This window comes from Stenotrophomonas sp. YIM B06876 (assembly GCF_030711595.1).
In the GTDB taxonomy this organism is placed as follows: domain Bacteria; phylum Pseudomonadota; class Gammaproteobacteria; order Xanthomonadales; family Xanthomonadaceae; genus Stenotrophomonas.
In genome coordinates, this window is the sequence record NZ_JAUJUJ010000442.1 from 1 (window position 1) to 292 (window position 292).

General features: G+C 70.2%; 1 protein-coding gene. It reads left to right on the top strand.

The annotated features are described in order from the left end of the window. Nucleotides 1-292 (top strand): aminotransferase class I/II-fold pyridoxal phosphate-dependent enzyme (locus tag QZH66_RS17830; protein WP_305807146.1); only part of this gene is annotated, 292 nt, incomplete at both ends.

Consider the following 292-nt stretch of genomic DNA (forward strand, 5'->3'; position numbering starts at 1 on the left):
ACCTGCAGGCCGTGGAGGTCGCCACGCACCCGCAGAGCGGCATCGACCTGGCCGCGCTGGCCGAGGCGCTGGCGCGCCACACTGTCAAGGCCTGCTGGCTCATGCCCAGCTTCCAGAACCCGCTCGGCAGCCTGATGCCCGAGGACAAGAAGCGCGAACTGGTCGCGCTGCTGGCCCGGCACCAGGTGCCACTGATCGAAGACGACGTGTACGGCGAACTGCACTTCGCCCCGCAGCGCCCGCCCCCGGCCAAGGCCTTCGACACCGAGGGGCTGGTGATGCACTGCAGCTC